General features: G+C 58.3%; 15 protein-coding genes, 1 tRNA gene and 1 pseudogene. 10 read left to right on the plus strand and 7 right to left on the minus strand.

Going from position 1 to position 26358, the window contains the following annotated elements:
* Nucleotides 1–77 precede the first annotated feature (77 nt).
* Nucleotides 78–2051 (plus strand): methyl-accepting chemotaxis protein, encoded by a 1974-nt coding sequence (locus tag A7X65_RS19160; protein WP_063687830.1) that lies wholly within the window; start codon nucleotides 78–80, stop codon nucleotides 2049–2051.
* A gap of 136 nt (nucleotides 2052–2187) precedes the next feature.
* Here the strand turns inward: A7X65_RS19160 and A7X65_RS19165 are convergent, their stop codons facing one another.
* Nucleotides 2188–5661: a PAS domain-containing sensor histidine kinase gene (locus A7X65_RS19165; protein ID WP_063687397.1), complete on the minus strand. Its 3474-nt coding sequence runs from the start codon at nucleotides 5659–5661 to the stop codon at nucleotides 2188–2190.
* 692 nt (nucleotides 5662–6353) lie between these two features.
* Between A7X65_RS19165 and A7X65_RS19170 the strand changes: the two genes are divergently transcribed.
* The 4 genes from A7X65_RS19170 to A7X65_RS19185 all read left to right on the plus strand — a co-directional run bounded on the left by A7X65_RS19170 (nucleotide 6354) and on the right by A7X65_RS19185 (nucleotide 10605).
* Nucleotides 6354–6788, plus strand: coding sequence for a phasin (locus A7X65_RS19170; protein WP_063687399.1), 435 nt, complete (start codon nucleotides 6354–6356; stop codon nucleotides 6786–6788).
* Nucleotides 6789–6982: 194 nt separating this feature from the next.
* Nucleotides 6983–7059: transfer RNA gene (locus A7X65_RS19175), tRNA-His, on the plus strand.
* Nucleotides 7060–7142: 83 nt separating this feature from the next.
* Nucleotides 7143–8768, plus strand: a complete 1626-nt coding sequence (locus A7X65_RS19180; RefSeq protein ID WP_063687401.1) for a site-specific integrase — start codon at nucleotides 7143–7145, stop codon at nucleotides 8766–8768.
* Between the two features lie 427 nt (nucleotides 8769–9195).
* A complete protein-coding gene (locus A7X65_RS19185) occupies nucleotides 9196–10605 on the plus strand; it encodes a hypothetical protein (protein WP_063687405.1) in 1410 nt (469 codons plus the stop codon).
* A 540-nt stretch (nucleotides 10606–11145) separates the two neighbouring features.
* On the opposite strand, the gene A7X65_RS19190 is transcribed toward A7X65_RS19185, so the two are convergent.
* Nucleotides 11146–11898, minus strand: coding sequence for a recombinase family protein (locus A7X65_RS19190; protein ID WP_063687406.1), 753 nt, complete (start codon nucleotides 11896–11898; stop codon nucleotides 11146–11148).
* 222 nt (nucleotides 11899–12120) lie between these two features.
* Between A7X65_RS19190 and A7X65_RS40660 the strand changes: the two genes are divergently transcribed.
* Entirely contained in the window at nucleotides 12121–13293 is a 1173-nt protein-coding gene (locus tag A7X65_RS40660; protein ID WP_082884979.1) for a sigma-70 family RNA polymerase sigma factor, read from the plus strand.
* Between the two features lie 7 nt (nucleotides 13294–13300).
* On the plus strand, nucleotides 13301–14932 hold the full coding sequence (locus tag A7X65_RS40665; protein WP_082884980.1) for an NERD domain-containing protein: 1632 nt from the start codon (nucleotides 13301–13303) through the stop codon (nucleotides 14930–14932).
* Here A7X65_RS40665 and A7X65_RS43150 read toward each other — a convergent pair.
* From A7X65_RS43150 to A7X65_RS43155, 4 genes and pseudogenes are all read right to left on the minus strand, one after another.
* A complete protein-coding gene (locus A7X65_RS43150) occupies nucleotides 14905–15924 on the minus strand; it encodes a hypothetical protein (RefSeq protein ID WP_245323611.1) in 1020 nt (339 codons plus the stop codon). The genes A7X65_RS40665 and A7X65_RS43150 overlap by 28 nt on opposite strands.
* A gap of 174 nt (nucleotides 15925–16098) precedes the next feature.
* Nucleotides 16099–16620: pseudogene (locus tag A7X65_RS43975) on the minus strand (hypothetical protein); the annotation flags it as partial.
* Nucleotides 16617–19007 (minus strand): helicase-related protein, encoded by a 2391-nt coding sequence (locus A7X65_RS19215; protein ID WP_245323613.1) that lies wholly within the window; start codon nucleotides 19005–19007, stop codon nucleotides 16617–16619. The gene A7X65_RS19215 and the pseudogene A7X65_RS43975, both read right to left, overlap by 4 nt.
* A gap of 545 nt (nucleotides 19008–19552) precedes the next feature.
* Nucleotides 19553–19696, minus strand: a complete 144-nt coding sequence (locus A7X65_RS43155) for a hypothetical protein (RefSeq protein WP_245323617.1) — start codon at nucleotides 19694–19696, stop codon at nucleotides 19553–19555.
* A 215-nt stretch (nucleotides 19697–19911) separates the two neighbouring features.
* Between A7X65_RS43155 and A7X65_RS19220 the strand changes: the two genes are divergently transcribed.
* The 3 genes from A7X65_RS19220 (at nucleotide 19912) to A7X65_RS40680 (ending at nucleotide 25463) form a co-directional block, all read left to right on the plus strand.
* Nucleotides 19912–21534 carry a DNA cytosine methyltransferase gene (locus A7X65_RS19220; protein ID WP_245323620.1) on the plus strand — a complete coding sequence of 541 codons (1623 nt, stop codon included), beginning with the start codon at nucleotides 19912–19914 and terminating at the stop codon, nucleotides 21532–21534.
* Nucleotides 21535–21567: 33 nt separating this feature from the next.
* Complete coding sequence (locus A7X65_RS40675) at nucleotides 21568–21996, plus strand: very short patch repair endonuclease (protein ID WP_082884982.1); 429 nt, start codon at nucleotides 21568–21570, stop codon at nucleotides 21994–21996.
* Between the two features lie 443 nt (nucleotides 21997–22439).
* Nucleotides 22440–25463: an SIR2 family protein gene (locus tag A7X65_RS40680; RefSeq protein WP_082884983.1), complete on the plus strand. Its 3024-nt coding sequence runs from the start codon at nucleotides 22440–22442 to the stop codon at nucleotides 25461–25463.
* 238 nt (nucleotides 25464–25701) lie between these two features.
* Here A7X65_RS40680 and A7X65_RS41840 read toward each other — a convergent pair whose 3' ends face one another.
* The gene (locus tag A7X65_RS41840; protein WP_156527877.1) at nucleotides 25702–26262 is read right to left on the minus strand and encodes a hypothetical protein; all 561 of its coding nucleotides are present in this window, start codon (nucleotides 26260–26262) and stop codon (nucleotides 25702–25704) included.
* Between the last annotated feature and the right edge of the window lie 96 nt (nucleotides 26263–26358).

Genomic DNA, 26358 nt, shown 5'->3' on the forward strand with positions numbered 1-26358 from the left:
TGCCCGCAAATTAACGGAAGCTTTTAGACGTTAGCGTCTCATCAACCGCATTGGCCACCAACGGATTTGAGATCACGATGCGGCTTTTCTCCCTCAGGCTCACGCACAAGATCACTGCAATCGGCGTCATTGGCGTCATCGGTGTCGTCCTGATCGGCGGCATCCATCTCTACGGCGAGCGCGCGATGGGCGTCTATCGCGATGCAGCCGAGGACGCGCGCACCGTGTTCGAGCTGAATAACAGGATCGCGATCGAGCTGCTCGAGGCGCGCCGCGCCGAAAAGGATTTCCTGCTGCGCAGTGATCCCGCGAAGGCGCAGCGCCAGATGGAGATCGGCAGGCAGGTCGCGCTCGACATCGAGTCGCTCCGCGGCAAGATCGCGGCCATCGGCAAGCCAGAGCTGGCGCAGAAGATCGACGCGATGAACGCATCGCTGAAGACCTACCAGGCGCGTTTCGCCGCGGTGGTCGAGGAACGGCAGCGGCTCGGCCTCGACGAGAAGTCCGGCCTCGAAGGCCGCCTGCGCGCCTCCGTCCACGGCATCGAGAGCCAGGTCGACCAGCTCCAGAATGCGCCGCTCAAGGTGACCATGCTGATGATGCGCCGGCATGAGAAGGACTTCATGCTGCGCCGCGACGCCAAATACGGCGAGGACATGAAGAAGCGCGCCTCCGAATTTGCGGCCGGCGTCGGTGCGGCCGAGATCCCCGATGGCGCCAAGGCCGAGCTGCGCCAGAAGCTCGCCGACTACCAGCGCGACTTCTCGGCCTGGCTGGAGACCGCGCTGAAGCTGGCGACTGAGCTGAAGGGCATGTCCGAAGCCTTCTCCGCGGTCGAGCCTGTGATCGAGCAGGTCTCGACATCCGTCGAGGCCATCCGCATTGAGGCGGACCGGCTCAACGATGCCGAGCGCGCCAACATCCAGTCCTGGATCGCGGTTGCGATCGGCCTGATCGCGGCGTGCGTGCTCGGCCTCGGCATCTTCATCGGCCGTTCGGTGTCGAAGCCGCTGTCCGCGATGCGTGCGGCGATGATCGAGCTCGCCAACGGCAATTTCGCCGTCGTGCTGCCCGGGCTCGGCCGTCCGGACGAGATCGGCGAGATCGCGCAAGCGGTCGAGACCTTCAAGATCAACGCGGAACGCAAGGCGCAGGAGGAAGCCGAGGAGAAGATCCGCCAGGACAAGATCGCCGCCGAGCGCCGCCGCGCCGACATGATCAGGATGGCCGATGATTTCGAAGGCGCCATTGGCGAGATCGTCGAGACCGTGTCTTCGGCCGCGACCGAGCTCGAGGCCTCCGCGACCTCGCTGACCACGACCGCCGGCCGCTCCACCGAGCTCGCCACGCTGGTCGAAGCCGCATCGGAAGAGGCGGCGGCCAACGTGCAGTCGGTGGCCTCCGCGGCGGAGGAGCTGACGGCGTCGGTCAACGAGATCAGCCGCCAGGTGCAGGATTCCGCGCGTATCGCCGGCGAGGCCGTCAACCAGGCCGGCCACACCAACGATCGCGTCAGCGAATTGTCGCGTGCCGCCGCGCGCATCGGCGACGTGGTCGAGCTGATCAACGCGATCGCGGGCCAGACCAATCTGCTGGCGCTGAACGCCACCATCGAGGCCGCGCGCGCCGGCGAGGCCGGACGCGGCTTTGCCGTGGTGGCGTCGGAAGTGAAGGCGCTGGCCGAGCAGACCGCGAAGGCCACCGGCGACATCGGCCAGCAGATCTCCAGCATCCAGGTCGCGACCCAGGACTCTGTCGGCGCGATCAAGACCATCGGCGGCACCATCGAGCGCCTGTCCGAGATCTCCTCCACCATCGCCGCCGCGGTGGAAGAGCAGGGCGCGGCGACCAGCGAGATCTCGCGCAACGTCCAGAGCGCGGCCGCCGGCACCAGCGAGGTCAGCGCCAATATCAGCAGCGTGCGCCAGGGCGCGACCGAGACCGGCTCAGCCTCCTCGCAGGTGCTCTCGGCGGCGCAGTCGCTGTCCAACGACAGCAACCGGCTGAAGTTCGAGGTCAGCAAGTTCCTGGATACGGTGCGCGCGGCGTAGGGTTCGAGTTCCGGCGCGCCAATCTTTCCTCGTCGTCATGGCCGGGCTTGACCCGGCCATCCACGTCTTGTCCGCGGCAAGAAGAACGTGGATGCCCGGGACAAGCCCGGGCATGACGGCAGTTGTTTGCGGCCGCTTATGCCCCCGCTACGACGGGCGCGAACACCACTTCGATCAGTGTGCCGGAATTCCCCGCGCTCTTGATGTTGAACTGGGCGCGGTTGGCTTCGACCAGCGCCTTGGTCAGCGACAGGCTCAGCGCCGAATTGTCGGCGGCATCGCCGGGCGGCGGGGTGCGGAACGGCTCCATCGCGGCGGCGAGCTCGCGCTCGCTGAGGCCGTGGCCGGTGTCGCGGATGCGCAGTGCGATCTCGCCGCGGTCGGTCAGCGCGGTGGAGACGATGACCTGGCCGCCGGCGCTGGCGAGCCGGATCGAGTTCGAGATCAGGTTCATGGTGATCTGCCGCATCGCGCGCGCGTCCGCCGTCACCTGCGGCAGCGCGTGCGCGAGCGAGGTGCGGATGATGATGCGCTCGCGGTTGGCCTGCGGCTGCATCACCACGACGCAGGCTTCGACGAGATCGTTGAGGTTGAGGTTGGCGAAGGTCAGGTCGAGCTTGCCGGTCTCGATCCGCGACAGTTCCAGGAGATCGTCGATGATGGTGATGACGCGCTCGCCGGAGGCGCGGATGTCCTTCATGTACTCGCCGTAGCGCTCGTTGCCGAGCGTGCCGAAGCGTTCGGAGATCATCACTTCCGCAAAGCCGATGATGGCGTTGAGCGGCGTGCGGATCTCGTGGCTGATCCGCGCCAGCATGTCGGCCTTGGCGTTGGCGGCGCCGTCGGCGAGACGGCGGGCCTGCGACAGCTCGCTCTCGCCCTTCTTGGCATGCGAGAGATCGCGGAACACGGCGAAGAAGTTCGGGCCGTCCGGCCGCGTGCGGCCCATGATCATGGCGAGCGGAATGACGCCGCCCTTCCTCTCGCGGCCCAAGACCTCGCGGCCGTGGTCGAGCAGGCTCGCGATGTCCTGGCTCTTCACGCTGTCGAGATAGTCGGCGACGACCTGCTGGCTCTCCGGCGCGAACAGCGTCACGAGGTTCTGCTCGAGCAGCGTCTGCCCGTCATAGCCGAACAGCGCCTCGGCGCTGCGGTTGCAGGCGTGGATGTTGCCTTCGGCATCGAACATCACGATGCCCTCGGCCGTGGTGTCGAGGATCGCGGCGAGATCTTCGGCGTCGGCATCGCCGGCCGCAGGCTCGAGATCGGGCGCGTAGGGGAAGGACTCAGGGATGATCGGCTCGGCGGCGACGGGCGGCGCGACGACCGCGGGCGCGGCTGGCGCGGCCGGCAGCGCGCAGATCAGCGCAAGCGCGCTGTCGCCGTCCCAGTCGATGGTGTGCAGATGCGCCTCGGTGGTCGGCAGCGGCGTTTCGCCATTGGGAAGCGTCGCGCTGATCGTCACCGGCGTGCCGGCCTGCGACGTGCTGCTGGCGGAGGACACGCCCATTTCGACATAGAGCGCATCGAGCCCGCCGGCGTTCTCCAGCGCATGCAGGCTGGCATGGCCCATGCGCGCGAGGAACGCGGGGTTGGCGTAGAGCAGGCGGTCGAGGCGATAGATCAAAATGCCCGTCGGCAGCAGGTCGAGCAAAGTGCGGTCACGCAGGCTGGTGCCGCGCGGCGGCGGCGCCGGCTCGGTCAGCCATTCAGCCGGCGCGTGCACAGGCTCGTGCTCGGGCTGCGGCTCGGGCGGCAGCGGTTCGGCTGCACTCTCCACGGCCGGCGGCTCGGCCGCGTTGGCAGCGATGCTTTCGCGTTCGCGCTCGAGCCGTTCGGACAATTGCCGCGCGAGCTCGTTGAACGCGCTGTTCTCGACCGGCGTCAGCGTCGGTGGACGGGTATCGCCGGGGGTGCGGAACGGCACGACATTGGGAGGCGTTTCCACTGATGTTTCCAAATCGGTTGGGTGTGAATTCGCGTCTCGTGTGGGTTCGGGCAGTTCAGGTTCTGGTGTCGGTTCAGGCTCGGGCGCAGGCGGCTCTTCCGGCGGAGGCGGGGCCTCTGCCACCGGCTCGGGGTCGGGCTCAGGTTCGGGCGCGACGATGTCGGCGGGCGGCTCTTGCGGGCTATGCGGCTCGACGAACAACTCGTAGCGGCGCAGCGCGTCGAGCCGGTTGAGGCCGTCGAGATCGCGGCAGACGCCAAAGCCGCGGAAGCCTGCAAAATTGCGATCGTGGTCGTAGACCGGCAGGCCCGCGAGCTCGACCGGCAGATGTTCGCCGCCGTCGGCCGGCCAGTTCACGGTGATGCCGGCCCAGGTGTCGTGGCTTTGCAGCGCCTGCGCGACGCGTCCTTCGGGGTCGAGCGAAAATTCCGCGGCGATCTCGTGCCAGGGCCGGCCGAAGCCGGCGGCGGTGTGCGCGCCCATCAGGCGGATGAATTCGTCCGAGCCGAGCACGAAGCGGCCCTGCGCATCCATCTGCCAGAGGAAGCGCAACGGATGCTGGCGCGGTGGCGCTGCGGGGCCCGGCGGCGGCTCGACCATGCCCGATGTGATGGGCGCGGCCTGCGGCGGCACAATGGCTGGGTGCGGGTTTTCAACCGTAGAGTTTTGCGCGGTTTCGATGGTGTCGGCGGGCGTGTCCTGAACCGCCGCCTCGGCGGCGTCCTGCGCGGCGTGCTGGACCGGCACGATCTCTTCTGCCGGCGCAGGCGCGATCGGCTCGGCCGGCAGGAGCGTTTCAATGTCGCTCACGGCGGCCGTCTCGGCGGGCTCGGCAAAAGCGTCGAACAGCGCGATGCCGGATGCGGCCTCGGCCGGCGGCGCAGGCTCGACCTGCTCCGGCACGGCGGCCGCGGGCTCGGCCGGCGCGGCCACAGGCGCGGTCTCCGGCGCAGCTTGAACAGTCTCGTCGTGCGCAGTCTCCTCCGCAGGTTCACTTGCGGCTACCGGCGCAGGCGCCGGCTCGATCAGCGCGACCAGGCCGACATCGGCGCCGCGGCCGACCCGCTGCAGCACCATCTGGCCGATGCCGATCGGCGTCTCGGCGCGGCCTGAGGCCATGGCGGTGCTGCGGGCCTGTTCGAGGCCGGCTTCGCCGAGATCGCGGAAGCCGAGCAGGCGGCGGGCAGCTTCGCTGGCGCCGACGAACAGTCCGTCCGGCGCGAATGCCGCCATCGGCACCGTCGCACCGTCGACGAGACGGAGCAGGCGCTCGACCAGCGGCATCGGGCGCGCCGCCGGATCCATCGCGGTGACAAGGATGGCGTGGCTGCCGTCGGCAAAGTCGAGCCGCGCGCAGGCGCAGGTCATGAGGGTGCCGAGCCGGGCGCCGAAGCCTTGCAGCCGCTCCAGCCGGGCGGCGCCATTCGCCGGCAGCCGGCGGGCCAGCCGCACCACCTGTCGGCGATGGCTGTCGGCGGGGCCAAAAGTCTTCTGCGCCAGCGCCGCGGCATTGGCCGCGCCGAACAGCCTCGCGCCGACCGGATTCGCCCACAGCACGCGGGCGCCGTCCACCGACCAGAGCCACGTCGCGAGCTGGGAGGTCGCATGCACGGCCAGCCGCGGATCGCCGACACCTCGCAACTGGAAATCCGAACTACTCATCCAACCGGCTTGTATCTCGCGCTTCAGGCGTCTCTTCGTGCGGCTGCCGGAATGGCAGCCTTAAGAAAGGGTTAGTATCGCGCGCGGGCGCGGGCAGGTCCACGGGGCGGGTGAGGGAAGAGGGCCCCAAAGCCGCGATAACCTTAATCCAGCCACCCCCGCAAGCCGCGTGGTCGCGGCATCCGCAGGATTCGCCGGGGGACGCGGTGTCCACCCTCCCTGGAGGGGGCAGGGCAATCGGATATGGCGGCAATTTCCCCGTGGCCATCCTTCGAGACGCCCGCCTTTGGCGGGCCCTGAGGATGAGGACCGGGTTGCGTGGCCGCAGTTTCGACGCGCGCCGATGCCGCTGAGCCTCATCCTGAGGAGACCGCTGAAAGCGGTCGTCTCGAAGGACGAGGCGCGCGCTCAGGTCGCGCAGAATGCGGCTATCCCTCACCCCACTACCTCAACCCCCGGTTCCCCCTCGGGGGAACCTCACCCTCCCCGGGATTAAATTTCGCGTTGCACCCGCCTGACGCGTTGCGCTGCACAATGTTGACATGTTAGGCAGCCACAATGCTGGGCGCTGGGCGAGCCGTTGTTTGTTTCGCGTTTCCAGTCTTCGTACCCGCCAACGAAGGCCCCGGTTGGCCGGCGGGCGCGCCGTAAGGCTCACTCCATTTTTTCAAGATTAGCGTGAGGGACCAACCATGACAGGTGCGACTGATCCGTTTTCTGCCTCGATCATTCCGTTCGAGGTTCCTGAGCAGATGCGTGCGTTCGCCGAGAAGGGCGTGTCGCAGGCCCGCGAGAGCTACGCCAAGTTCAAGGACGCGGCCGAGACCCACAACGGCACCGTCGAGGCCGTGTTCACCTCCGCCAACAAGGGCGCGAGCGAGTACACCGCCAAGCTGGTCGAGTTCATGAAGGCCAACAGCTCGGCCTCGCTGGACTTCGCCCAGGAGCTGCTCGGCGCCAAGTCCCCGTCGGACGCGTTTTCGCTGTGGAGCGGCCACGCCCGCAGCCAGCTCGAGACCTTCCAGGCCCAGGCCAAGGAGCTGGTCGAGCTGACCCAGCGTATCGCCGCCGAGACCGCCGAGCCGATCAAGGCCTCGGCCGCCAAGTTCTACAAGCCCGCCGCCTGATAGGGCACGGAGCGTTCAAGTTAAGAAACCCGGGCCCAGCGCCCGGGTTTTGTTCTGGAATAACGTGATTTCGGCCGGATTTTAGCCCGGCAGCGGCCTTGCCAAACGGAGCCGTTGCACCTAGTTTCCGCCCCGTCCAGCCCCCTCGGCGTCAGGCCTTTTCAGGCAGCCCCCAAGGCGCGGCTCGCAAGGATGCAGTTGTAGCTCAGTTGGTTAGAGCGCCTGTCTGTGGAACAGGAGGTCGGTGGTTCGAGCCCACCCAACTGTACCAGTGTTGCGGATAACCCCGCAGTCTCAGCATCTTATTGATAGACCTCGCGGATTTGCGTCGCCAAAATACAAAAGGCGATACAAATGGCGTTGCGAATGGTTGCGTTGAATCGAAGTGCTGATGGTCGGTGGTTTGCTCGCAAAGGCATCCCCGAGGATGTCCGCCAGGACTACCAACGACTCTACGGGACCAAGCGTGAAGCTCATCTCAAGCTCGCGGCCGGCACACCTAAGCACGAAGCTAAGGCCCGACTTGGCGAGTGGGAAGCAGAGGTTGAAACTCGCATCGCGACCCTGCGGGCCCAACGGAACGGCGAGGGTCAACCACTCACGAGGCTAAACGCAATCGCTCTCGCGGGCCGCTGGTACTTGTGGTTCGTGAAGCAGCACGAGCAGGACCCCGGACCGGCTAAGCGCTGGAAGGAAACGGGCGATCACCTCGTGTGGGACGTGATCTATCCCGAGGCACCCGAAAGCTACCACGATAACCCCAAGGCCGATCCCCACTGGGAGTGGCAGAAAGAGCCCGAGGTTCGCGAAGCGGTGAGGCCGCGGGTTGCGGAGTTGGCGCGTGTGGCGACATTTCTTGCGAGCGAAGGCAAGACGCTAAACGCCAACGCCTATGCGCTCTTTGTCGATGCCGTTAGCGACAATCTCCTGCTCGCCATAATGTTGCTGGAGAGGCGCGCGAACGGCGACTACTCACGCGATGACGCCCCTGACAGCTTTCCGCAGTTCACGGATGGACCCGTGCGCGGCTCAGGCGTCAGTTGTTGGGAATTGTTCGAAGCTTTCGTTGTTGCGACAAAGCCCGCACCAAATACGGTGTCACGCTGGCGAGCCGTATTCCTCGAAATGCAACGTGAGTTTGCTGAGGTGGGGGCGGATGGGATCACCGAAGACGCTGCGCGCAAGTGGGTGCATGGTCTAATCACAGAGGAGCGTACGGCTATCACGGTCCGGGAGATTTGGCTTTCAGCTTCCCGTCGTGTGTTTAGTTGGGCGCGCGAGCACAAGCACGTTCGCCAGAATCCCTTCAAGGAAGTCAAGGTTGACGTTCCCCGAAAAGTGCAGACGCGCGAGGACGGCCGCAGCTTCACCAAGGCAGAGGCCAAGATCATTCTGAAAGCCAGCCTTGCATATCAAAAGCCTGACACCCCAGCCGAGAGGACGCGCCGTTGGGTGCCATGGCTGTGTGCGTACTCGGGCGCGCGCTCAGGCGAAATCACTCAGTTGCGGGGCAGCGACATTGAGGACCGCAATGGCTTCTATGTGATGAAGCTAACCCCCGAGGCGGGTACGCTCAAGACAGGCAAGCCGCGAGTTGTGCCAATCTATGAACACCTAATCGATCAGGGCTTCATTGAAATGGTGCAGCAGGTTGGGAAGGGGGCGCTGTTCTACAATGACAAGACGCCCCAGAAGAAAAGTAACGACCCCTTGAAGCCGTCACGCTCTCGCGCCGACACTGCTCGCGCTCACCTTGGAACATGGGTTCGTGGATTGGGTGTTGATGATCCCGAACTCAGCCCCAACCATGCTTGGCGCCATCTCTTCAAGAGGACGGGTGATGAAATTGGGATGGCGGAGAAAATGAACGACGCTATCACAGGGCACACGCAGGCAACTGAGGGGCGGAAATATGGCCCGCCGACTGCGGTGGCCATGGCGGAAGCTCTCAAGAAATTCCCGCGCTACAAGCTGGATTGAACGTGCAACCCCTCGCCGGAAAGGTCGCGTGTCCGGCCACTTGGGGGCAACAAAGCGTACACGCGGCACGGCAGGAATACTTAGGGTGACACATGGGCGGCGAGCCAAAGACGCTGAAGCAAATCGAAGCGGCGCAGTCAGTTCTCAACGACATCTTTGAAATAATCGATAGAGGCAGACGTGGACGCCGCGCACATGACGACATTGAAGGTAGGTTTCGAGACGCCGTTAATGTCATTGCGGCGAAGCCGACTGAACGAAATTAGAAGGATTCTTTCCGATGCGTGGTCTCACGCATTCCAATCGAGCGATCAGGTAGCGATTGTCGATAGGTCAGCCTTTGATGATATCCGGTGGTTCCGCTCCATCGGACCCGCAAAATTGTCGAAACTCGCGCGGGGCGGGTAACAGAGCAGATGCAAGCAGAATGACCGACAATGCTGAATACAGCCCGCTGACCGAGCGCACCGCATGGGAGCCGAAGACTCCAAAGGAGGAACGCGAGGCGCTCGATAGGGCGCCGTTAGCGACCCTTCGGGCAGCGCCTGATAGTCCCTCGGCTCTCGGACTTATGAGCGACTTGGCGAAGCGCTACCCGAGGCCGCAGGCAGCAAAGGGTAAAGCATACGCCCGAGACAAGACCTTGGTTGACTATGCCCACGCCGTGGGGGCGTTCATCGCTGATCTGCTGGCCGCGAGTGAAGCGGATCAAAGTGAGGGCTGGTTGAGGTGCTCACTCAAGAAAGAGGCGTACACGGGCCAATACGTCAAGTGGCGCATGTTCGACGCGGTGCGCCAAGCTTTCACCGAGGCAGGGCTAGTGGAGCACAAGCCGGGGTATCCGGGCTCATATCAGTTCGACAATCCGGGGCCGATGGTTGGAAAGCTCACCCGCTACAGGGCAACATCTCTGCTTCTCGCTGCGTGCGAAGCCCATGGCGTTACACCAGCGAACGTGCGGCAGTGTTTCCAATTCGACGAAGTGATGCCTTCAGAGCTGGTGCAGCTAACCTCGCCATCGTACAAGACGCCGAACACCGAGAAAGTGCAGCAACTCCGCGCACAGGTGGTTCAGTTCAATTCCTTCTTCGCTCAGCACAAGCTCACGCACCCACAGGTTAAGGTGAGGCATCTTGGTTGGGTAAGGAAGTTTCACCAAGCGAGCAATCTTCACACCTACAAATGGGATAAGGGTGGTCGGCTGTATTCCTACCCGCAAGCTTACTGCTATCAGAACCTAAGTGGGGAGGCGCGACTTGGGATGCGGATCGACGGCGAAGGCGTGGTCGAGATTGACATCTCGTCCTCGTACCTCACCATCTTCTATGCTTGGTGTGATCAGCAACTCGACGCCGACGCGGATGCCTACGCTGGCATCCTTGGGCCCACGGACCTTGATCGGCAGGTTGCGAAATTCTGGATCAATGCGTCATTCGGCAACGGCAGTTTGCTGACACGGTGGTCCAAGGAGTTCACTAGCGATTTCCGCGAGCGCTTGAACAAGAAGGGAATCCCGCCAGAGTCATTCGACACCAAGGCCTACCCGATGTCCTTGGTCAAGAAGCGCGCTCTACAGCGCCACCCTCTCCTTGAGCGCTGGGGTGGAGAAATCCGAGGTCGGGTCAGAGGGTGGGCCGATCTGATGTTCGTTGAGAGCAAGGTCATCATCGCCACCATGCAAGAGCTGATGGCTAAGGGCGTTCCCAGCATGCCAGTCCACGACAGCTTGATCGTCCAAGCCAGCAAGGAAGCCTTGACCGCCGATACCCTGTCTCATCAATTCCGCGCCCATATTGGGGTGGTTCCAAAGCTAAATGTAAGCAGGCCGGGCTTCTGATGCAGTCAACATCAATGCACCAGCCAGCTATCTATCAGTCTCTGTTATTAGCTATGGATTATCGCCCCCTGTCCCCCTCCGGCGCACAGCCCTACCATATCGTGGAACGAATGTTTGGGGGGGGAACCGAAGCGGCCATATATGTGCATAGGCCGCTGTACTAGCTTTGAGGCTGAAAAGGGCTGGACCACAATGCCCCCGTGGGACTCTAGGAAGTCCGTGGGTGCCTTTGACGCTATGCCCAGGCGCGGGGCGGCACGTAGCCCATAGCGCTCACCAGAGGACTCCGCTGAGGCCCTTAGAGACATCGGCGCAGAGTGCTCCTGCAGGGCGTCTTGTTTCCATTGATCCCCGGCATGTTGGGCCCAACACGGTACTTCTGGCGAAGCACGCCGCTCGCGTGAGCCGAGCAGAGGCCGAGGGCTTTAGCCCGACTTTTTGGGAAAACAGGGGGCCCAAAACGTGGCTGAGGGGCCCCACCGGGAGCCAGAGTCCCTTAGCTGCCGATTAGCTGAGCGGCAGCCGTCTGCTGTTTCCCGTTCAAGCCCGTTCTAGGATGTTTGCGATTGACCGGGCGGGCGATTGGGATGCGTTCGCGATGGGACGCAAAGGCCGCTCTAGCATCAGCTTGATCGCGGTCGGGGCGTAGGGCTTTCCCGTCTTGGTCGTGTGCCCCGCTTCAGCGAGCGCCGCAGCGATTTCTCTCAGGGTCCGTTTGCCTCCCTTGGGTCTCGCGCGGGCCAGCTTACGGGCAAGCTCAACCGTCTCGGGCTTTTCCTCTCCGATGGACTTGCGGCCTTCCACCTTCACCCCCGAGCGCCGCTTGCGGTCCCGAGCGCCCTTCAGCTTCGCCACCAGCATGGCCTTCTCAAATTCGGAGATAGCGCCGAGCACTTGCCTGATGAGCCGAGCGGTGGGCGTGTCGTCCAGGAACGATGTTGGGCTATCAGCGGCGATTAGGTCAAAGCCGCGCGCCTTGAGCATCGCGAAGCCAACCTCCTGAACCATTAGATCACGAGCGAAGCGATTAGCGGTCTCAACGATGATGGTCTTAGTGCCGTCTGCCTCCAGCGCTTCGAGCATCTCAGCGAAGCCGGGGCGGGTGTCGATGGGATCAGAGCCCTTCACGGCTTCGTCGTGGTAGGTGCTCACCAGCTCAATGCCTGCCCGCTTTGCAAACCCTTGGATGGCTTGGAGCTGCCTACGGCCGCTGTCCTTGTCTTCCCCGATGTTTGCCGCTGAGGACGTCCTCAAATAGGCAAATGCTTTGATGAATTTCGAAGGTTTTCCCATCGTTTGCCTCGAATTTCCGTATCGTATTCCTGAGAATTAGATACTACGCCCCAAGATGCAACCCGGTCTTTTGGAATCCCCTCGATTCCCTATTGGCATAGCTGAGCACCCGTGTGGTGCCCGCAGCTTGAAAAGATAGACTTTGTGCCATCCCGCCGAAGGCACGTCATGGTTGCAGTTCACCCCCATTGATCCCAGAATGCGCTGGGGGAGGGATTCTGATTGATTGAGATTGAGGAACTTGCTCAATCAGCCGCATCGCCGGCTGACATCGTCACGGCCGAAGAAGCCGCTTCTTCTTTCTTTCGGACTGATCTTGTTGAGCGCGTGCTCAAAGCACTGCTTGCCGACGCCGAGCGTGCTGAAGGTGATTTGCAGCGGGCTGATATCAATCGCGCGTATCTCCGACGCAAGCTCACCATTCCTGAATGTGAATGGGTCGAACAGCATCTCCGGCAAAGCCCTATTCGAATTGTTGAAGATGACGAGGGCGATGAGGACGCCTCCGATACAGAGCCCAATGAGTTCATTAGCTCCAAACGTGTGAGATATCTGACCGAGATTGAAGAGCGAGAGCTCGGAAGGAAAATCCAACTTGCTCGTCAGGTAAGGGAAAGCGACGAATCCTCAGATCCTGGATTTGTTGGCCGAGTGCTGCGAGACGCTGAAACCGCCAAGTCAAGGTTTGTGGAAACCAACATTCGGTATGTCTACAAGCTCGCCCGACAGGAGCGTCACGTTCATCATCTAGCTGCGGATGATCTCTTTCAAGAAGGTATGATGGGGTTGCTTCATGCGACCGAGCTGTATGATCCCGAGCTGGGGTTCCGCTTCAAGACTTATGCGACTTGGTGGGTACAACAACGGATGCATCGAGCGCGGGATGATAGCGAACGAACGATCCGGCTGCCTGTGCACGTTCAAGAGACGATCAGGAGGGTCCGACGTAAGAAAGTGAAATTGGCTTTGGAGCTCAATCGTGAGCCGAGCCTAGGTGAACTCGCAGACTACATCGGCGCCAATCGGGAAAGACTAGCGAAGCTGCTTTGGCGCCTCCGAGCCACCGATTGTCTGGAAGCGGACGCGCCAGTAACTGAGGACGGCGATCCCTTAATCAATTTTAAATCTGACGACGAAGCTGAGACGGCCTTCGAAATCGTTGCGCAGCAAGAGCTGAGAGCGAATCTTTCGGCAGCATTGGCCACGCTCTCTCCTCGTGCAGAGCGGATTCTAAGAATGCGATTTGGTCTAGATGGGAACGAGGAACAGACGCTCGAAAGCATTGGTCAGGTTTTTCACGTTACGAGAGAGCGGATAAGGCAAATCGAAGCAAAGGCACTTCGGACATTGAAACACCCTTCTAGGTCGCGAAGACTGCGTTCATTCATCGAATAATGCACCAATGGCACAGTATTTTGGACTCGGCTCAGACGTTCCTATCGAAGATTCAGAAAGGCTGGTCGCTGACAGCTTGAGGCAATTGCCTGATGACTACGTTGTTCTCCATCACGTTGCGTGGCAGTCGCGCAGGAATGGGCGGGAAGGTGACGGCGAAGCCGATTTCCTCGTAATCCACCCGCGCAAAGGCATCGTCGTGATTGAAGTGAAGGGCGGTGGGATCGATGTAGTAAATGGAAGATGGTTCTCGAAAGACCGCTATGGTCAGAATCACGAAATCAAGAATCCATATGAGCAAGCTATCGCTTCGAAGCATGCTCTAATAGGTTGGTTAAAGGGCGACTTGGCTATTTCCAATGTCGGTATTGGGCACGCTGTCGCCTTTCCGCACATCGATGCGGTGCCCCCGCTTGGGTTGGTGGCATCAAAAGCTATCACCTGGTCTCGCGCTGATCTCGCGGAGCCGCGGAAAGTCATCGAAGGGGTGATTTCTCATTGGGGGTTGCAGGCAAACCTTTCCGCACAAGATACTTCGAGGCTTTTGAAGCTACTTGCTCCAACCGTAACCGTTCGCAGGACTCTCGTTTCAATCTCGGCTTCGTCATCGAACGAACTATTCGCGCTTACGGCACAACAAGTCGAAGCTCTGGCAGGGCTTCGGTCTGTACGGGGAGGGCTTCTGTTTGGAGGCGCGGGTACTGGCAAGACTGTTCTGGCCATTGCTAGGGCCCAACAACTGTCTAATGAAGGCTTTCGAACTCTGCTGGTCTGCTACAACGAATTGCTTGGTGATCGGCTTCATGCCCAATTCAATGATATGAAGTCGCTATATGCGACGACCTTCCACAAGCTCTGTTTTCAAGAAGCTCGAAAGGCGGGCCTGACCATACCTTCTTCTCCTTCCGTTGAGTGGTGGGAAACTGAGGCGGCAGAATTGCTCGTAGAAGCCTGTGCAACAAATGGCGCGGAATTCGACGCCATCGTGGTCGATGAAGCGCAGGATTTCGCTCCCTCTTGGCTCGACGCACTTCGCTGTCTCTTCGGTTCAAAAGCAGAGCAACCGTTCTATGTGTTTGCAGATCCGCGCCAAGAGTTGTGGGGGCGGAATTGGGCCAATGGAGCCGATTGGCCTTTCACCCACCAGCTGACTAAGAATCTTCGTAACACTTCTCCCATTGCTGAGCGCATATGTGCCGTTTTCCAGAGCAATGATCACCCAAGTGGAATCAACGGTCCGGCTCCCATGTGGAGGGATCTTGAGAATCCCAAAAATCCCGAGATAGACGTCATTGCCGTTGTCGAAAAGCTCATCGACGAGGGCTTTGGACCGAAGAATCTACTTGTCCTTTGTGGTACGGCGAAGACGGCTAGCCGATTGAGGAGCTTCACTGTCGGGCCATACTCCTTTGGGCTTTGGGGGGGCAACGGAATTGCGGCAGAGACAATTGCGCGGTTCAAGGGACTTGAATCAGAAGCCGTCGTTCTACTTCTGGACCGAAGCGATGAAGTAAGTATTGAAAAAATGCTAGCTTATGTTGGCATTAGCCGCGCGCGTGCCGTCTTGGCGGTCATCGGAAGTGGTAAGCAGCGGAACCTTTTGAATTGGTCTTACTCCGCGGCTGTCAAGTCGAAATAGCCGGCCCCACCTGCAAGAGTTGATCTTGCGAGCATTGTATTGAACATCCTGCAGGACGGCTCACCAAGATGCAGGCATACAGCGCATGCGCCCCCGTTGTCAGCGCAACCGGGATCAAGGGCGCAGCGTTGCTCGTCCTCAACCAGCCCATCGAGCATCGTATGCAATTCACTTTCGAAAAGCGCCTGCAGTCCTCCTAGGATGAAATCTCCTCGAGCCGCAGAGTAGACGAAAAATCCGAAGCAATATGGAAGCACAAGTTCGGACAGTGCGCTCCTCTCGATCCCAGCGAAGACCGCCGCTCGTTTGATGAAGGCGTGGCAAAATGAATGGATCAGCGTGATCAATAGCCGATCTGAATCACTCGCTACGCTAAAGTCACTAGACGATCCGCTCATGTCTTGCAGCAAAGCAATCGCTGCGTCTCTCGATGTGCTGGCAGCAGCTAACTGTCTTCCCCTTGCGGACATCCATCTGTGTATCCACAGCGGATCCAGGCGTAAGAAAAGAGCTTCGGTCTGAACCAGCTCTCCATAGATGGTGTAGTCGCCATTCATTTCCCGGTAGGTTCGCAAACGGCTCTTGCCTGGAGTTGCATCACCCCGCGTGTAGCCAAATTGTCCAGTTAGGACGGGAAATCGGTCTACCAACTCAACACGCTCAAGTCCCGCTCTTCTTAGCGCCTTTGGATAGACGTCGTCGTATAGTTGCTTTGTCTGGATTCCGGCCGCGGCGTTTTTCAAGTCGGAAACAGTTATCCTGCTCTCGAAGTTGGCCAGCGCGATCTGCCGCGCCTCGCGTTGGGCTCGCTCTCGTACAGCCGGCGCTAAGTCGATAGCTGTTGGACGCTCCTCGCTACGTGGCGGCATCGCGGCTACCATCGCGGCAATTGTCGCATCATCGAAGCCGCGTTCCTTCAACATTCGACGCAAGGAGTCCGTGTCAGTTGCTGCAGGGGCGTCCACCAGATTTCGTCCGCGCATGCCATCCAAGACCCACTCCAGTGCTCGCTCTCCACCGCCAGCCACTTCGACGCGCTGTAGGATTTCACGTCTGGGCGGATTTATGAGGACGATGCCTCGCGGCTTGAACACATTCCCTGATCGATGAACCGTGAACGAAAGTGCCCCTCCCTGATCGCAATCGCATTTTGCGCCAAATCCACGTTGGATAGTGTCTTTGCATACAGGACAATAAAACACGAGTTCGGTCGCGGAAGCCGTACCGGGTAGCCTAACTGCGCGTTCACCGTGCTTCGGGCACTTCTTCACGTAAGGTGTCTTCAGCGCCCCGCAGTCCTGATGGTATCCGACGAAAGGCAACTGTCCTCGCGCGGTGGTCGAACCACATTGACATCGGCCGGTCGGTGTATCGTGAAGACGCATGCAGCGCCGACACAAGTAGAGCCTTGGAAATGGCTCGCACCAGACGCCTCGTTCCTTATTGACCGATTTTACGCGGACGGAACGGTTTCGGAGTAGGTCGGCAACGAAGCCACCATCTTCGTTCTCAGCAGACCAAGGAAAAGCAACTCGAATGAGCTCTTCTCGCAGCGCTTGAGGGTCAATAGCACCCTCTATTCGTGCGTCAGTCCAACGACGAACCTTCCAGATTCGACCAGCCGCGTCGACTGTCTGTTCCGGGAGATGACCAAACAGGATTTGAGAATTGCTCCTGGTTTCCCTCATTGACTGCTATCTCCAGAAATTGGCGATTGCTCTTCGACGTCTCGCAAGGAGAGCATCGCTTGTCCAGTTGGAGATAGATCAGAGATAAACCGGGTATCTGCTGATGGCTCGCGAAGGTTTCTGGTGAAGCCCTCGAACCATAGGTCTATTTGATCGTTAAGAAACTCATCCAGTTCGCTTAGTTCCAAGCTACTCTTGATCGCCTCTCGATCCTCGGTGAGGAGGTTCGGGCGTTGCCTAACTAAAGCATTTAGATGCCGAGGAGTCGTAAGGGATGATGATCCCTCGGGTTCGTGTATCAGTTGAAGTCGTGCCAACTCTAGGCCGGCCAAGGTGCGCTCAAGCACCCTGCGGCTTTTTCGTGTTATTGGTATAGCCTCTACGAACCTATCACCATGCGAGACAAACTCGGCGAAGGAGCGGTAAACACTCGCGTCTCTCTCGCGCGTCATCTTCGGCACAACAATAACGAGGGCGGGCCACCTACGCCCCACGCGAGCCGTGGCCTGAATGAATTCAGCGACACCCAAAGGCAGCGCCATCATAATCATGACATTGAGCCGGTCGATGTCGACGCCGTGAGACATCATCGAGGACGCTGCTATTAGATGCAGACGTTTATCGAAATCAGCTTCAGGTGTTTCTAATCGATCAAGTATCTGCCGGACGTTATCAAAGCCGGTTCGGCCAGTCAGTGACTCGATATTTGGTGGCGGCTCCAGTCCAGCGTATTGGGTCTCCGACGAGCGAATCACTGCATCGAGGTCTTGGAGCGTGTTGCCGTAGACGACGTTTGTCCCGTAAATGTTTATCAGGAAGTCACCAAAGCGCGGGTCGATCTGCAGCTCCGAGCAGACGCCCGTTGGATCGTTCAACAGCCTCCGAGTAGCTTTCTGAAGGGTGACAACCAATCGGTCGACGACAAATTCGACAGTAAGGCGCCTCGGGGCGAGCGCAATATACCGTCGCATCAGTTGATTAGAATCAGCGGTCCAAAATCCCTTTCCGTCTTGCGGCGCAGGTTGGGGAAAAACCCGCGCGCTGCGTCGATATAATACGGAAACCTGCTTCTCATATCCGGTCAAAGTAGCGGACGACGCAAGAATCTTCGGCTTTGATCCTGTCAATTCCTCTTGCACGCTGTCGAGGGCGGCTTCGTAATGCGCATCGACCGCACCTAAGCTATCTCGGAGAAGATGAAGCTCGTCCTGCAGTCGAAAGGTCGGTGCAAAAAGAGTCGTGTCGATTTGGAGAGGTGCCGGTTCGCCGCCCACACAGTCTGGAACAAGGCATCCATTCTTACGGTCCTGCCTTCGAGCGTATGTATAACCGTGACCTGGCCTTGTGCACTTTCCCCAAGGTGGCCCGACTAGTCCCCTCATACCCGATTGGCGCGCTATGTTTGCGGCCTTGTCCAGCGTGCCTACCACCACAGTTGGCAGGAATCTCCAAATCTCATCGTCTACAACGAAAATTGGAAGCGGACTGCCTTCAGTTTCGCAACTTGGATTCGTGCAGGTGTGCACTAATCTCCAAACCTTGCGGTCAAAGCTAGTGCAGACTGATCTCGACCGGCATATGGGACATGTCTCGATGATCCGAAAAGGGTTTAGGGTATCATCGACTTTGTCGGCATCCCATTCGCCCTCTCGGACGGCCTCCTTTTTGATTCTATTCGGAGTGGCTGTTCCACCGACAAGGAACCCGAGGGAAAAGGGATCGCCCGGAATTCCTTCTTTCCGGCGTACAATCTCAGCTGCACCAAGCGCGTTCACGAACCTCTGAGTTTGCTGAAGTGAAAGCAGTCGAAGGGGAAAGCGGGACCAAGCTGTAATTCCTGACGTCTTGCCGCGCAATCTATCGAGCAGCGCTGCTGTGATGAGCAAGCCGAGATACGTCTCAGTCTTGCCGCCTCCAGTTGCAAACCAAACGATGTCGACGACATTCGCCTCCTGCTCTGGAGTGATGAGGCAGCTCATATTGGCCAGCAAGAACGCAAGTTGGAAAGGTCTCCAACTATCGTAGCGGCCCTGGGCTGAGATTCGCATCGCGCTATTCATCAGCCGGAATGCGGATTGAAGTTGCGCGTTCTCCTTAAGAAGATCTAATCCTTCGCGGACTCGTAAAAGCTCGCCTTGGAAGTCGGACGCTGCTCGCGCGGCCTCATCGCGCATACCCGAGGACCATCCTTCGGAGGCCGCCCGGGCATTAAGTGCGTCGTCTGACCATGATCGATCTGCCCACTCAACAAACTCGGAAATCAGCGCTTCACAAGATGGAATCGGATCCTTGGAGAGCGCAGCGAAGCTCAGGTTGGGTTGCGGCGACGTTGATGTCCAATAAGCGGGGCGCATCTTGGATATGTACGGTGCGTCGGAGGTGCGCATACCGCTAACAGTTGTCTCCACGCCGCAATTGATGCCGAATGCGGGGACCTTCCGGTCATAGCGAAAGCTATCTGGTAGCGCGTCGAGCTCGAAAGGCTCGCATTCCAAACCGACTACTTCCAGCGAGCATTGAAACAGACGGCCGTCCGCGAGGTCGTCAACGTTCGCATCAGCCGCCGTCGAGTTTACGAATGTAACCTCAAGGTTGCGAATTGAATCATTCCGGCGTGATGCTCGTACCCGAATTTCGCCCTGCAGGCCTTGGCCCCCAGCCTGGCTCAGGGCAGCAGTGATCTGGTCGCGGCCAAGAATTGCTTCAGAGCTCCCGTCAGGAATCGTTGCGTCGACAGACGTCTCGATTGGGCCGACTTTTTGCCATCGCCATCTAAATGCGGACTCCTTTTCAGCTCGCTCTCTGAGCCAAATGCACATTGAGACCCGAACGGTGAAGTTCGACAGTGTCTTAGGCTTTAGCCGGATTCCGATGGCGCATGGCTCTAGTCTATCTCCGCGGTCGTCCTGTCTTGTAACGACGTCTTTGGGGCCTAGTCGGCCCAGCCAAAAGCGTCCGGTAGGATCGACTTCAGACCGAGGCACTTCATCGCCTCTTGCATCCAGGACGGCGCGAAGCTCCAGCCAGCGAACAAATCGTTCTGCAGCGCGGTACCTTGCGCTGTCATCGTCAACATAGGAGATGAAGTCCATCATACGGCCCCGACACGTATCAGTTGCGTATATTCTATCAAACCCGCTGCCATGCAAGCCAAATGAGGGTGTCCCCAGCTTCGTTGGGTGCTGATTCGATTGTTGTGGATCCAGACTTCGGAATCTTGTACTTGACGTGTGGTTGAACTGATTCAGGTCCACGACAATGGGTAGATCAAGAATACTTAAGGCGATTGATTTGTACTCTGGCGTGGGCGGCTGGGCGCTCGGCTTGCGACTTGCTGGGATTGATGTGATCGCCTCGTACGACTTATCAGGTGCAGCCAACGAAACAAACTTCAAGAACAATCACCATCAGGCTCAGACGGTCGACATCAGGCGACTGAGCTTAGACGAGATTCCTTCGTCGGTGGACATTGTTGTTGGCAGTCCACCTTGCACCCAATTTTCTTTCGCCAATCGCGGCGGTAACGGCAACATCGCGGACGGTCTAAAGGACATCGTAAAATTCTTGACTGTCGTCGATCACATTCGTCCAAAGTTCTGGGCCATGGAGAATGTCCCGCGTGTTGCAAAAATTATCGAACATGAACTTCGGCCGGGTGGTCGCTTGCGGCGCTTCAAGCACCTTGGCTTGACGTTCCAAATTGTTAACATGGAGGACTTTGGACTACCTCAACGAAGAAATCGATGCATCGTTGGCAATATTCCATTCGATCTGTTGTCGGCTTACTCGCGCGACACTCGGAGGCGCACCCTAGGTGCCGTCGTGAAAGCATTATCGAGCAGAGCGGTGCATGATCCGATTTATGGAGTTCGGCTGAGGCGTGATCATCTTCGCGATCATGTTTTCGAGGAAGCGCTTGATCTTGAAGAGGTTCGTATAAATCGAGCCAACAAGGCGTGCCACCCGGTCTACAACGCCATGCCGTTTCCCGACCAACTCAGCAGGAGCGTTCGAACGATAACGGCGACTTGCACCCGCGTTTGCCGAGAGAGCGTTGTCATCTCCGATCTTGAATACCCGACGAGGTACCGTCGCCTCACAATTCGCGAGCGCGCTTCGCTTCAGGGCTTCCCGATTACGTTCCAGTTCTACGCATCCAGTTATCGAAAGAAGTTGGAGATGGTTGGTAATGCGATGCCACCTCTCTTTAGTTACTACATCGGTCACGCAATGAAGAGTACGTCTCCAGCAAAGATACCGAAGGTGACCCAGCTTGCTCCGTTGCTTGGTGTGCCTGCTGCATTGGCAGAAGAAACGCGTCCCGAAAAAAAGACGACTCGATATCAACCAAATCGGCGGTTTAGATTTGCAATCCCTAGCCTACGTCTAAAGAGTGGTGTGCGGTTCGAGCTAGCGAATTCCGCCGAAGAAAATGCGATGTGGGAGGTGAACTTCTTTTTTGGTACTTCGAAGTCGATTCACTCGATATCGCTGGAGCGCTCGCTCGCGACGGTAGTCCTCAAGAAGCTGACTAGTTCCGCTCGTGGGTCGGTAGAGGTGCAGTTAGGTCGACTAGGCGAATTTGTCAGGTCTGCGGATGTAGGCAGGTTGCAGCAGGTATGGACGCATCGCGGTCCAGGGAGCACGACCCCATTCATGCTCCTCGATGCACTGGACGAGTGTGGTCGAGAAGTTGGTAAATCACTGAGCCAGCTTTCCATCTGTCCGCAGATATTGGTGGAGCTGATAGAGAAGGAGTTCGCGGAGGATCGCGAAAAGCCGGTCGGAGTTCCCAAGCTGCTGAAGAACGCACCAACAATCCTGGCCGGCATTCTTGTAGGTTCCGTCGCCAATCCTTTACTCAAGAGTCGCCGCTTCGGCGCTACGCTTGGCGGGACGGCAAGAGCAGGCTAGCCTGTTTGGTCCTAAGTGTTAGTGGTCGGATTGATGGTCGATAGGCTAACACCTGCTGAGCGCAGCGCTCATATGGCGCGCATCAGGCGTAGCAATACGAAGCCCGAACTCATTGTTCGAAAGCTGCTTCATCGACTAGGATATCGATTTCGAATTCAGCTGCAGGGAGTTCCCGGAAGGCCCGACATCGCTTTTCCGGGCCGGCGGAAAGTGATTTACGTCCATGGCTGCTTCTGGCACGCCCACGAAAATTGCCCCATCAGCCGGATCCCAAAGTCACGGACGGAGTTTTGGCAGAAAAAATTCGCAGCGAACCGGGAGCGAGACCTGCGTTTGGAGGCGTTGGCGCGGAAGGCGGGGTGGAGCTGCTTGGTCGTCTGGGAATGTGAACTTAAGCACGAGGAAGAGCTTTCGCGCAGACTCAAGGCTCACTTGGGGCCGACCAGGATAGATGGGGATTAGTCTGTCATCGCCTCTACGCGGGCGAACGCGGCTCCGCGGACCCTAAAAGGTCGTCGAGGGACGGTTGTCGGCCGGTAGCTTGCAAGTCCGGAAGGCGCTTGTCTGCGATAAAGCCGGCTCCCAGAGCAGCCGGTGGCGTTTGTTGTATTTGCGCAAATACAAAAGTCCGATACAAAGGGCGACATCTCGGCGGCAAATTATCTAGGTTTTTCAAGGCTGAACCCGGTAGTAGGCGGTACCCACCCAACTGTACCAATGATTTCAATAGCTTAGAGCCTTATTTTTCGCCGCCTCGCAATATGGGGGGATTGAGCCGTCCCTTGGGTTGCATCAGGCGAAGCCGAAGCATCATTCTACAACCAAGTTGTTAGACCGAGTCGCGTTTATTCGCGGTTGTCTGTTCAGCTATCACTAGCTTCGCAAACTTACGCGACGGACTGTAGATGCCTTCGAACATCGAATTTTATGACCAAGATGCGCTACTGGATCGTCTGACGAACGGAGTATTGAGCTCAGGTCAGTCTGTCGTGTTTTTGGTCGGATCTGCGCTGACAGCTCCGGTCGGGAACGCTGCCGGCGTACCAAATGTTCAGGGGGTAATCGAGCTAATCAAAAAAGAGTTTGCCGCGGATCAGCTTCCGGAACTCGACCAAGCGCTGCAAACGAGTTCACAGCCATATCAAACAGCATTTTCCTACCTGATTGGAAGGCGAGGGCAGGGCGCAGCAAACAACGTAATCAGACGCGCCGTATCGATGTCACGTTTGCTCCCACCATCCGACTCGAGTCTGACTGATGCGGAGTGCGAACGGCTTGATCAGACGAGTGACGGTTGGAGCCTCAGTCCAGCTGCAAAGTCCTTGGGTGAATTGATTGCTCTTGAGCCCAAAAAGTTTGGCGAAATCGTACTGACCACAAACTTTGATCCATTAGTTGAAGTCGCTATCAAAAGCGCTAAGGGCCTCTCCTTCCGGACCGTACTACACAGAGAGGGCAATCTAAGTCAGACACATTCGTTGGGGTGTCACGTCGTGCACCTGCATGGATACTGGCACGGGACCGACACCCTCCATACCATGCGCCAGTTAAATCAAGCGCGGCCTCGGCTCAAAGCTTCTCTTCGATCATTGATCGGCTCGAAACTCCTAGTCGTGGTCGGCTACGGCGGTTGGGATGACATTTTTTCCGCGGCTTTGAAGGAAGTCATCGAAGACGATACCGCGCGTCCAGAAATAATATGGACGTTCTATTCCCCACAACCAGAACCTGAAAGTTCTCTTATTGAGAGTCTGTCGCCAGGACTCGATCGCGGGCGTGTTAATCTGTACGCCGGGGTAGATTGTCATAAGCTTTTTCCTGCCCTGCTGAGCAGATGGCGAGTCCTTGGCGAACGCCAGAGTGAACAGTCGACACCCGCGATCGAGCCGTCCCGACAGACCAGCGACGAGGATCGTCCGCCGCGTGCGGAAGTCTTCGTCGGTCGAGAAAAGGAGCTTGATCAGCTGTCGACTATGTCGCAGCGCGCATGTTTTATTACGGGCTTCGGCGGACAGGGAAAATCAACGGTCGCTGCCCGGTATTTCGAGGCAGAGAAAGAGAAAGGTAACTTTGATACCTTCGTTTGGCGTGACTGCAAGGAGGAGGGGGAGCGCTTCGAAAACCAAGTCATACAAGTGATCGTTCGCCTTTCGGGTGGTCTATCATCGGCCAACTATCTCGCTCAGCAGAAGATGGAAGTGCTAGCCGAACTTTTGGCAACTCTGACGCGAAGTCGAAAGGTCTTGTTCGTGTTTGATAATATCGATCACTATGTCGATTTGGAAAAGAATAGCTTGGTCGGAAATGCTTCGACTTTCCTTGCTGCGTATTTGAGTTTTGGAACGAATTCCCGGCTGATATTCACCTGCCGACCAGACATTCAATACGTTGACTCCAATGTCCTGACCTTCAGTGTTTCGGGACTAAATCTCGCGGAGACAGGGCAGTTGTTTGCCAGGCGCGGCGCTTTGAGATCGCCGAGCGAATTAGAGGAGGTGCACAATCTAACAGGCGGTCATGCGTTCTGGCTCGATCTTATCGCGGCGCAAGTAGCTAAGAAGCCTGCGGCGTTTCGCGAGATTTTGGTGCAGTTAGCAAGCAAAAGCGGTGCGGTGCCCGCTTCTGTCATATCCTTTCTCACCTTAATTTGGGATACGTTGGAACTTAACCAAAAACTTGTTCTCCAAACGATGGCTGAGACTGTTCGGCCTGAGACGGCTCAAGCGCTGGGCGACTATCTCTCCAGTCAGATGCGTTTCAACAAAGTGACCCGGGCTTTGAGGGCGCTGCGGGACGCTAATCTGGTCGTTATCAAGCCGAGTCCACAGCTTGATGATCTCTTCGATCTGCATCCTCTGGTGCGAGAGTTTATCCGGAAGACATTTCGGTTAGAGGACAGGGTACGCTTCATTGATTGTATCATCGCCGTGTATCACAAGTTCATAGCGATTTTTGCGCAAGATATTTCTTCGAGGCCCGCAAGAGACCTTCGTTACTGGACTGAAAATGCCGAACTTCTAATTGAAGCCGAAAAGTACGATGAGGCATTCGAGCGACTATCGTATGTTGCGTATCCACTTTACTCCAGCGATCAGCCGGGAGAATTCTCACGAGTTGCTCGTATATTGTTCCGCAAGATTGATTGGAGCAACTGGCAGATATACCGACATTTCGATCGCGTCTGCGGTAGGCATTTTCGAATCCTGGTGAATTTGGGTCGCCAGGATGAGTATGAGGCGTTGCTCAAACAGTACGAAGCGACAATGCCTGACAAGGATGCGCGGTACATCAACTATTGTGCCTTGCGGTCGCATATGCATTGGACGCGGTCCGAATTTTCCGATGCATTGAAATGGGCTCAAATGGGTAAAGAGCTCAAGGATCGCACCAATGTTGACACGCAGTTCAATACGGAGCACGAGCTCGCGCTAGCGCAACGCGATGTGGGTCATCCTGAATTGGCAATCGACCATTTTCTTAAAGGCATGTCGTTAGAGAGCATTCTGGATCCGGACGAATTCGACGAGAATAGGGGAGAGTCCTATTATGGCAACACAGGCCGGTGCTTGCATCGGATGGGCAAGATTGACGAGGCGCTTGTATGTTATCGCAAGTCTGCGCTTATTTTAGAAATGTCGCCTCGGCGGCACGTCGAGAATAATGGCTTCATTCGAACTTGGATTGGCGAGTTGCTTGTTGCGAAGGGTAAATTCTGTGATGCGAAATTGTTCTTCGAGGCGGCTGAGCGCATTTGGAACTTGGTCTCGCCGCCTCGTGCAAAGTCCGTGGGGCAGCAGCTTCAGGACATTGAAGCGTTGACACGCGATTGCCCTTCGATGGGTGAAGCGGACGCGGAGAGATACGTGGTGGCTTGGATAAATGATAGAACTAGGTATTTTGTAGGTTCTTCGAACCAGCCAGAAGTATGAGTCGTGCTGCCGATGTTTTTGCGATCAACGGTTGAGCCAAAATTGCAATAGGAACCATTAGGACGAAAGGTGCTAGCGCAGTGCGCCAAGCTCCGCGCCCACCCGCTGGCAGTGGATCTTACGTAAGAGGCTAGAGATTTCGACAATAGCCCGCTGAGCTCCTGATGCGGCAGGGCGCAGGTTATCCGAAGTGCTAGCAAAGGCCAATTTTCTGCACTGTGACGTGACTTTGGCGAATTCAAAGTCTGTAGTTTAACGGCGGCATCTCGCCGAAGGAATTTATGTAGGCATGCAGCAGGTCGCGTTCGACCGATCGCGTGTGCCTACCGGTAAACATGAGAGCCACACCCAGTTTCTCTTCCGGAAAGTCAAGAGCCCTTAGTTGTCTTAGCATGTTGATTGCGCCATGCGACCTTTCACTTCGATAGCTTCGCGCCGTTCGTCTCATCTGATTTAGGCGAAGGCTTAGATCGCTTGCTTCACCAAGGTAGAGCGTTCCGCTATCGTCTTCGCCCCCAACTCGCGCCAATTTTGCGGGCTTGGAAAGATCGTGTGGGGTCTCAAGTGCAATCAAGCGATAGACTCCGCAAAAGCCGTGATGCTTGGCACTGAAGTAGCCTCCACCAAGTTCGTAGGTTTGCCAGTGAAGCTGTCCGCAAATCACCTTCCAGGGCGGCATTTGCGTGAGATCAATCACACCTATCAATTCGCCTTCCTCGAGAGCGTGAAGTCGCCTCCAATGCTCTTGGAGATCGTTTATGCCGATTGAAAAAGAAGGAACGCTTCTACTGTCGTTCAAGGCAGCCTCCAGCGATCCAAATAGGGATACGGTGACAGTGCATTACCCTCCCGACGCAGGGCGGTACGCGCGTGCTGTTCGGGGGCGTGGAATTTC

It is taken from the genome of Bradyrhizobium stylosanthis (assembly GCF_001641335.1).
In the GTDB taxonomy this organism is placed as follows: domain Bacteria; phylum Pseudomonadota; class Alphaproteobacteria; order Rhizobiales; family Xanthobacteraceae; genus Bradyrhizobium; species Bradyrhizobium stylosanthis.

Bases quoted from the DNA above. Each gene is read 5' to 3' on its own strand.
- A7X65_RS43155 (WP_245323617.1), bottom strand. From the start codon at position 19,696: ATGTTGACGATGACAGCGCAAGGTACCGCGCTGCAGAACGATTTGTTC.
- A7X65_RS19165 (WP_063687397.1), bottom strand. From the start codon at position 5,661: ATGAGTAGTTCGGATTTCCAGTTGCGAGGTGTCGGCGATCCGCGGCTG.
- A7X65_RS40675 (WP_082884982.1), top strand. From the start codon at position 21,568: ATGGTCGATAGGCTAACACCTGCTGAGCGCAGCGCTCATATGGCGCGC.
- A7X65_RS40680 (WP_082884983.1), top strand. From the start codon at position 22,440: ATGCCTTCGAACATCGAATTTTATGACCAAGATGCGCTACTGGATCGT.
- A7X65_RS19215 (WP_245323613.1), bottom strand. From the start codon at position 19,007: ATGCGCACCTCCGACGCACCGTACATATCCAAGATGCGCCCCGCTTAT.
- A7X65_RS40665 (WP_082884980.1), top strand. From the start codon at position 13,301: ATGGCACAGTATTTTGGACTCGGCTCAGACGTTCCTATCGAAGATTCA.
- A7X65_RS19190 (WP_063687406.1), bottom strand. From the start codon at position 11,898: ATGGGAAAACCTTCGAAATTCATCAAAGCATTTGCCTATTTGAGGACG.
- A7X65_RS19170 (WP_063687399.1), top strand. From the start codon at position 6,354: ATGACAGGTGCGACTGATCCGTTTTCTGCCTCGATCATTCCGTTCGAG.
- A7X65_RS19160 (WP_063687830.1), top strand. From the start codon at position 78: ATGCGGCTTTTCTCCCTCAGGCTCACGCACAAGATCACTGCAATCGGC.
- A7X65_RS19185 (WP_063687405.1), top strand. From the start codon at position 9,196: ATGACCGACAATGCTGAATACAGCCCGCTGACCGAGCGCACCGCATGG.
- A7X65_RS19180 (WP_063687401.1), top strand. From the start codon at position 7,143: ATGGCGTTGCGAATGGTTGCGTTGAATCGAAGTGCTGATGGTCGGTGG.